The sequence below is a fragment of the Sinorhizobium sp. BJ1 genome (genome assembly GCF_002531555.1).
Classification (GTDB): domain Bacteria; phylum Pseudomonadota; class Alphaproteobacteria; order Rhizobiales; family Rhizobiaceae; genus Sinorhizobium; species Sinorhizobium fredii_B.
In genome coordinates, this window is sequence record NZ_NWTH01000075.1 from 1 (window position 1) to 7,926 (window position 7,926).

Here is a 7,926-nt window from a genome sequence, read left to right on the forward strand (position 1 = left end):
CGAGCGCGGATACCTTCAGTTCAAGATGTGCATGAAGATAGGTCAGCGTCGTTTCCATCGCCTCATGGCCCAGCCACAGGGCAATGACCGAGCAATCGACGCCCGCCTGTAGCAGCTCCATGGCAGCGCTGTGCCGCAAGACATGGGGCCACACCCGCTTCGAGCGAAGGGAGACGCAGTGCTCGCGCGCTTTGGCGACATATTTGTTCAGCAGGGCCTGCACGCCGTCGGCGCTGAGGCTGTCACCGTGCATATTCGGAAAGAGAGCCGTTGCGCCTCGCTTCCCTGGTTCCTTGAGCCAACGCCGGAGGGCTTGCTGTGCAACCTTGGTGAGCGGAGTACTTCGCTCTTTGCGGCCCTTGCCGACGCATTGCACATGCGCGCCCTGGCCCAGCATTACCGAGTCTCGGTCAAGATCGATGATCTCGGAGACCCGCAGGCCCGTTTGCGCGGCCAGCAATAGCAGAGTGTAGTCGCGGCGCCCCAGCCACGTGCTTCGATCCGTGCAGTCCAGGATCGCTTCAATCTCGGGCCTGGTTAGAAACTGAAGCTGCCGCTTGTCACATCGCTTGCTGGGGATGCGAGCACACGCTGAATATGGGCGCTATGTGCCGGCTCCTTGAACGCCGCATATCGGAAGAATGATCGAATGGCTGTAAGGCGGAGATTCCGGGTCCTCGCCGAGGCGGATCTCTTCGTCTCAAGATCGTCCAGGAATGCGCCGATGAAAGGAGCGTCCAAATCCCGCAGTGTCAACTGAGATGGGGATCTCCCAAGGCGCGTCTGTGCGAACGCAAACAGGAGCCTGAAGGTGTCGCGATAGGAGGCAATGGTGTTGGAACTTACACCTTGATGCTTCATCAGCCGATCTGTGAACCACCTCTCGATCAGCACGGCTAGGTCGTTCGTGCGTCTCATGACCGAACCTCCCAGCGCTTATCCAATCGCCGTACGGCATGGTTCATCAGTTCCGGCGCGGCGGACAGGTACCAGTGGGTGTCGCGAACATTGGCATGGCCGAGAAAGGTCGAGAGAACCGGCAGCTCTCGTTCCACATCTTCGCCAGCGCGATGCCAGTTGATCAGGGTCTGGACGGCGAAACGGTGACGAAGATCATGAATCCGTGGGCCATCGCGATTCCCCTCCTGCCGTAATCCGATTTGCCGGGATAGTCGCCAGAACACACGGTGCACGTATTGATGCAGCAATCTGCCGCCCTGTTCGGCGACGAAGAAATATGGACTGCGCGGCGAACCAAGGTGTGCGTCGCGTCGGGTGGCATAATCTGAAAGTACAGCCATTGTCGTGGCATGCAGCGGCACCAGCCGTGACTTGCCGAACTTTGTCTCTCGGATGGTGAGAATGCCCTGGTCGAGATCGACGTCGGCCCGGAGCAGGCCCAGCGCTTCGGAATGACGCAGTCCTGCGACAGCTATCAGTCCGAACAGACAGTGATATGTCCAGCGTCGAAGGGCGTTGGCCGGCGGCAGCGACAGGGCCGCCGCCAGAAGCGCCTGAATCTCAATGTCGCTATAGATGTATGGCCTTGTTCACCGCGCCGACGGCACAGCGCCGCTTGGTGGCACTTCCGTCAGAGAATCGAAATGAGCGAGGTGCTTGGCAAAACAGCGCACATCAGCCAGGCGGATGGACCAACTCGGCTGCCGGCCCATCGACGTCACCCACTCCATTGCCAGATCAGTCGTGATGGTCTCGGCGCCGCGGGCCTCCATGAAAGCGACGAACTCCGACAATCGTCGTGCCGGACCGTCATATTTGTATCCCAGCCCTTGGCGCATGCCGACATAGCGGTTGAGCGCAGTGCGAAGTCGGCTCATTGGACACCTCCCGGCCAGGGGAGGCTCAGCTCATGCAGATTGTCGATATCGTGGCATAGATCCTTGTACTGTCGATGCTTCGATGGCGGAGCAGTTGGCCGATCTCGGCAAAGCTGGCGCCCGACCGCAAAAGGTCGGTCGCGAGGCTGTGGCGGAAAAGATGGGCGCCGTGATGCGCATAGCCATCAACTCCTGCCCGTTCGAGAGCTTGCTTGGCGATCATCGTGATGGCGCAGCCGGAGGCAAAGCCGACGTGTGGGGCAAGTGTTCGCAAGAAAAGTCGCCGACACGCTGACGCGGGCCGCCCATGTCGGATATAAGCCACGATAGCTGTTCCGGCGTCGTGACGCAGCGGCATAATCGCCGGCCGCCGCCCCTTACCGTGCACGAGGATCGTGCCTGACTGCCAGTCGATATCGTCAAGATTGAGGGTGGCAACTTCGCTGGCGCGCAAACCGAGCTTGGCCAGAATCATCAGAACCGCATAGTCCCGATGACCCATTGCCGTCGTCCGATCACAGGCGTCGAGGACCTTCTGGACCTTCTCGGGTGGCAGGAATGTTGGAAGGCCGGCAAGTCGCCAGCGGCGGATGGATGGCACGCAATCGGCCGGCGCCGTCGAAATGAAGCCCTTCAAATGCAAGTAGCGCAGCAAGGCGCGCACGACTCCGCACATTGCCTTACCGCTGTCGGCGGAGCCATCAAGGGCATGTCGCTCGACGTAGCCGATAACAATCTCCGGGGTGAGCGCTGCAAACCCATCTGCGCCCCCCGGACAGACCTCCCGCAGAATCGATGTGACAGCAGCTTGTGGCTTCGCACCGTCGAGGCGGCGAGCCCTCTCTCATTCGACAGATATGCCGCGAATACATCGACGATCTGCTCGTGCTCTGTGCGCTCAACCGGGAGGGCGGCTGGTATTAAGCCCTCTTCCCGTAGCGCAGAAAGCAAGCGTCGGAGCGCCGATCGGTCGCCCGTGTCGGGGCTCCAGTGTTTGAAACGATGCTCAAGAAAATGATCGACATGAACTTCGCTTAAATCCTGCGGATCATGTCCATTGCCAACATGCCAGTCCATCAGGTCTCGAAACAGGCTCAGCGAGCGCCACGTGCATTGCCGACCCAAGCCTTCGTTCGACATTTTGGCGGCGTAAACGCGCGCAAACTCCCGATACGGACCGTAGACCCGCTTCCGATATAAGGCACTGCGCTTTAAATAGTCAGTTTCGCTCATGTGTCCTCTCCTTCGCGTCAATTGCGACGGAGAGACCCTACGCTATGCCGATTGGGCTGCCGCTATGTTACCGAATACATTGGCAAAAACTTGATTAATCGGCATAGTTCGCCGGTCGGCATAAACCTGCAAAAATGAATGGCGTCGATCCGCTCGACTGGCTCTCGCAGACCTTGACCCGCATCGCTCAAGGCTGGCCCGCATCCGAAATCGAAGCCCTCATGCCCTAGAACTTCAGGTCAGACGCCGTCAGCTAACCGCTTACGATCCGGCGAAGCAGAAAGCTGCGGTGCGGGTCGAGCTTGGAATGCCGCCGCCCGCCGCCGGGCTGGGGATCAAGCCTCCCGGTCCTGCGCCAGACCTGCATCAGCCTGACGACGAAGGAAACCGACACGCCAAAGTGGGACGCCGCCGCATGACGCGAGTGCCCGGCATCGACAAAGCGGGAAACCCGTTCCCGAAGATCACGTGAATAGGCTTTTGGCATCGCAAATCACCTCCGGACGAAAGTGAATCACGAATACCGACGCAACGGAATCCCCAACGACTCAACCTGAGAATCCGACGCTCTAGGCCGTAAACTCATAAATTCACTTGGTGTTTTTCGCTTGTCATGATTCAAGGCTTCCGAATAATGGAGCCTCTATGACGGGTCGCCGTTCGACCTGTGTCCGCGTTCACCAGCATGCGACCACGGGAAAAAAGGGGATGGAGACAATGGAGGCATGGGACGTTCCAGCGGCGGGCTTACGAGCAAAATCCACGCGCTCGTCGACGCCGAAGGGCCGTCAACCTCCGTCTGACCGGCGGCCAAGTCGCCGACTGCGCCCAGGCCGACGCGCAGACGGACGAGCTTGACGAGGGAAACATCCTGCTCGCCGACAAGGGCTATGATGCCAGCGCCATTCGGGCCAAGGCTGCCAAGCGAAAGGCCTGGGCCAACATCCCGCCGAAGACAAACCGCAAGGGCTCGTTCGTTTTCTCGCGCTGGGTTTACCGGCAGCGCAACCTTGTGGAGCATTTCTTCAATAAGATCAAACAGTCCGCGGCATTGCAACTCGATACGACAAGCGCCCGGAAAATTACCTCGCCACCGTAAAGCTCGTCGCCACGAGAATTTGGTGTCAAGGTTTATGAGTCGACGGCCTAAGCTGATGCGCTGCAAGTACTCTCATAGGTTTGAAATATCGCCCTGCCGGTGGGGAGGACACCTGCAGGGCACGCCGCGCAAAAGTCGCGATCGCGCGGGCACTGCTGGCATTTGGGCGTGTAGAGCGGGATGACGTGGTCGCTTGCCATCATCGACCACGACGCCAGCGCCGTCACCGTCGATGATCGTCGGAAAGATGCCTTCGGATCGGCGCCGACAAAGTCCCTTCATAACCTGCGAGGGTGTGGAGCAGACAGTTAATATCGGCGGGTTTGCGGTGAGGCCCAGTCACTGCCTCAGGCAAACGTCACTAATTAACATCCTATGCCGTGCGCGCCGGACCTTTCCCGAGATCCTTCAAGATTTCCCGCGATGCATTGCGACCGGGCACGCCGGAGACACCCCCTCCGGGATGAGAAGAAGCTCCGCACTGATACAGGCCCCTGACCGGTGATCTATAGTCCGAGTAGTGAGCTGCGGGCCGCATAAAGAACATCTGCTCAAGGGACATGTCTCCGTGATTGATATGGCCCCCCGGCATGTTGAGCTGCTCCTCAATGTCCTTTGGCAGGAGAAGCTGCGTATCGATGACATCGTCGGAAAACCCCGGTGCGAGGTGGTCGATGGTTTCAAGTACCTTCTTCAGGAATCTCGGGCGCTCCTGTTCCCAAGAGCCGTTTGTCAATTCGTAGGACGTATGGCCGCCATAGATTTGAACAATATGCTTTCCTTCCGGTGCCAGGCTGGGTTCGTGGACAGTCGGAATCGTCATGATCATGAACGGTCGTGAAGAATACCAGCCGGGTTTCGCCTCTTCATAGGCCCGTTCGAGATATTCCATGTCAGGACCAATCTGGACGAATGACGGGCTTTCCATGCCAGCTTCCTGCTTGTTGAAAGATGAGAACCGCGGAGCTCTTTCACATGCGATATTCAGCTTGAATGCCGCCCCATTCGTTTTGAATTGCGCGATGTCCGCGACGAATTCACCGGGCAGATCACTTGCCGCCACGAGCTTTCCGAACAGCACTTTGGCGTTGAGGTTGCCGACAACAATACGTGCCTTATACTCATCGCCGCGGCTGGTTACGACGGAATGCACTTGGCCGTTGCGCGTCTGGACCTGTGTGACATCGCTGTTGACGAGAATCTCGACGCCGTGGTCCTCGGCGCACCGCGCCATCGCCTGAGTGATGGAGCCCATTCCCCCGACGACCTGTCCGTGGATGGCGTCTTTCTCATCATGGCTCGAGCCGCCATGCAGCGCAAGCCATGCGGACCCGGGGGTCTTTGGACCTACCAGGCTCCCGCCCACCGCGTACGCGAACACAGCCTTCACTTCACTGCTCTCAAACCAACGGCTCAGATATTCATCAGAGCTCAGGGTGAAGAGATCAATTAGCTTGTAGAAATCGTCGCCGACGTTGCGATTCTCCCATAGGAAACTCGCTGTCTTGAGCCTGGACCGCAACGGACTGGCGACGAGGTCGACTGGCGTCTGCAGCTTGAGTCTGTAGACAAACTGCGAAACGCTTGAGAGATGCTTGCGAAACTCCGGGTATCTGGCAGCGTCGGCCCGGGAAAATCGGGACAAGACAGCCTGCATATGTCCGATGTCGCCGCCGACCATCATTGAGCGCTTTTCGTCCACGGGCCGGAACGTGCGATCGTCCCCATTGACAGATCGAAGACCATATTTCCTGAGTTCGAGCTCGGTGACTACCTTCGGATGTAGCTGAGATGCAACGTAGGAAAAAACGGAAAAGGTGAAGCCGGGAACAACTTCCTCGGACCGAGCTGCGCCGCCAACGACATGGCGACGCTCGAGCACCAGCACCTTCAGGCCTGCTTTTGCCAGGTAGCAGCTGCAAGCAAGGCCGTTGTTTCCGCCCCCAATCACAATCGCATCATAAGTCTTTTGCATTATCGTCCCCCTAATCTGTTTTTGTGCTGGGAAACGCGGATGCGCCTCCTGCTCACCCGCGCCGCTTACGTTGCATGCTCACGCGGAGAGCCTGTCGGCCAAAAGATCGCGCTGGCGCACGGCTTCGGCAAGGATTTCATCCTGATCCATTGTCGTGAGCCGGCCCTTTTCCATGACGACCTTGCCATCGATGAGAATTGTGTCGACCGGGATCATCGACGAGGACAGCGACAACAGGATGCCCATATCGTCGCGCCAGGAGTAATGGGTGATGTCGCGAGCTTCTCGGATGACCACATCGGCGCGCTTGCCCACGGTCAGGCTGCCCAGCCTGTCACCGAGGCCTACGTTTCTCGCAGCATCGATCGTCTGCATGTAAAATGGATCGGAGTCGTTCATTCTGTCCCCAACCAGTCTCGACAGGTAGAGGCTCATGAGGCCGGCGATCCCGATCGGATGGATCATGATCGTGTCGACACCGAGCGAAACACTTGCCCCCTTTCGGTAGAGATGCGGAAACCAGCATTTATGCGGTGGGGTAATCCGATAGCCCATCGCATTATTGGGGCACCAGGAAAGGCCCGGCTTCATCGCCAGGATGAGCTCGACGTCCTGTTCGTCAAGCATGTTCATATGCGCGAGCGTAGTGTTGGGCCCAAGGGCTCCGAGCCGGTACATGCGGGCCGTGCCGGAGTCACCAAACTTCCTTCGCTCTTCCGCGTCACCCTCGGGCTCGAATGCCTGGTGCTGCCAGAAGATCACATTGGATTCGGTGGCCAGTCTCACCGCTTCCCGGACGAGCTCGTCCGTGGCGGTCGTACCTCCGCACAGACCGACATAGCCGCGTACCAATGCATTGTCGTCCTTGTTGCGCGCAAGTTCGTGCTTGCACTGGTCGATAACCCGCCTCGCGTCCGCCGGCGCACGCCGCATCAGCGTCTCGTTCAGCCCATACCCATCGTTCATGTCGGACGACATATCGTCCCATCCCCATGGTGCGGTCACCATTCCCCGCACCCCGCACTTGGTCAGTGTTTCGGCAAACGCATCCGTTTCGAAGACGGTGGCTGACTCGAAGTACAGGGTGAAGCCGCGTTGTAGCATCGAGCAAGCGGCCGCAGCCGTATAGGCGGCGGTTATCTCGGGGTCAGTCGCTGCCTTCATACTCGAGTAGTTCACCTTGCTGGCAGTGCCCGACTGCGGCGAGAAAGGCGCCCCGTGATAAGCCGTTCCCGTAGAATGAAAATGGGTTTCAATGAAGCCTGGGTGGACCAAAGCGCCCTGAGCGTCGATCCTGCGCGTTGCATCGTACACCGACAGAATCTCTTGCTCGCGACCTATCCCGACCACTACGCCATCAGAAATCGCTATGGCCCCCGGTCGATAGTGAGGCTGACTTCTGTCACCGGTAAAAATGTCACCGTTGAAGATGACGGTGTCGACGGTCTTCTTGTGCATCGTTTCACCCTTCTTGTGCATTGTTTCAACCTCTGGCGAAGCTAGCCCACTTCGTACGGCGGGATACCTGATTAGGGGGCGGATCATTCGGTTGGCGCCGCTGATGCTGACGCGCACGGTGCCCCCTTAGACGTCTTTTGGCTCGACAAGCCCGTGGCTGATGATGCCCTTACCGACATCATGCCGGCGCTGCCTGGCTGTGGCAGAGGGGTTGGCTCCTGCACATCGGCCAACATGGATTGCGTCCAGTTAGGATGGATACGCGCCCGCCTCATAGGTTCTCGCTCTCAAAAACCCGGAACGTCTCAGTGAGAAGCTCCATG

General features: G+C 58.7%; 5 protein-coding genes and 4 pseudogenes. 2 read left to right on the forward strand and 7 right to left on the reverse strand.

The window, feature by feature from the left end:
• The 4 genes and pseudogenes from CO676_RS36670 to CO676_RS36690 form a co-directional block, all read right to left on the reverse strand.
• The coding region (locus tag CO676_RS36670) for a tyrosine-type recombinase/integrase (RefSeq protein WP_348628094.1) at positions 1-580 on the reverse strand (580 nt) is incomplete at its 3' end.
• The gene (locus CO676_RS36675) at positions 538-918 is read right to left on the reverse strand and encodes a site-specific integrase (protein ID WP_348628093.1); all 381 of its coding nucleotides are present in this window, start codon (positions 916-918) and stop codon (positions 538-540) included. The genes CO676_RS36670 and CO676_RS36675, both read right to left, overlap by 43 nt.
• Positions 915-1,838: pseudogene (locus CO676_RS37120) on the reverse strand (tyrosine-type recombinase/integrase). Before CO676_RS37120 ends, CO676_RS36675 begins: the two are co-directional and overlap by 4 nt.
• Before the next feature lie 25 nt (positions 1,839-1,863).
• Complete coding sequence (locus CO676_RS36690) at positions 1,864-2,493, reverse strand: site-specific integrase (protein WP_245424649.1); 630 nt, start codon at positions 2,491-2,493, stop codon at positions 1,864-1,866.
• Between the two features lie 700 nt (positions 2,494-3,193).
• Between CO676_RS36690 and CO676_RS33705 the strand changes: the two are divergent.
• Positions 3,194-3,301, forward strand: a pseudogene (locus CO676_RS33705) (transposase domain-containing protein); the annotation flags it as partial.
• A gap of 35 nt (positions 3,302-3,336) precedes the next feature.
• On the opposite strand, the pseudogene CO676_RS36945 reads toward CO676_RS33705, so the two are convergent.
• Positions 3,337-3,558 (reverse strand): annotated as a pseudogene (locus CO676_RS36945) (helix-turn-helix domain-containing protein); the annotation flags it as partial.
• A gap of 173 nt (positions 3,559-3,731) precedes the next feature.
• Here CO676_RS36945 and CO676_RS33715 point away from each other — a divergent pair.
• A pseudogene (locus CO676_RS33715) lies at positions 3,732-4,208 on the forward strand (IS5 family transposase); the annotation flags it as partial.
• Positions 4,209-4,543: 335 nt separating this feature from the next.
• Here CO676_RS33715 and CO676_RS33720 read toward each other — a convergent pair.
• Complete coding sequence (locus CO676_RS33720; RefSeq protein ID WP_097524246.1) at positions 4,544-6,145, reverse strand: NAD(P)/FAD-dependent oxidoreductase; 1,602 nt, start codon at positions 6,143-6,145, stop codon at positions 4,544-4,546.
• Between the two features lie 78 nt (positions 6,146-6,223).
• A complete protein-coding gene (locus tag CO676_RS33725; protein ID WP_179875766.1) occupies positions 6,224-7,624 on the reverse strand; it encodes an amidohydrolase family protein in 1,401 nt (466 codons plus the stop codon).
• Positions 7,625-7,926: the final 302 nt, after the last annotated feature.

Excerpts from the sequence above, each read along its gene's own strand:
- CO676_RS36675 (WP_348628093.1), bottom strand. The coding sequence starts at position 918 with ATGAGACGCACGAACGACCTAGCCGTGCTGATCGAGAGGTGGTTCACA.
- CO676_RS33725 (WP_179875766.1), bottom strand. The coding sequence starts at position 7,624 with ATGCACAAGAAGGGTGAAACGATGCACAAGAAGACCGTCGACACCGTC.
- CO676_RS33720 (WP_097524246.1), bottom strand. The coding sequence starts at position 6,145 with ATGCAAAAGACTTATGATGCGATTGTGATTGGGGGCGGAAACAACGGC.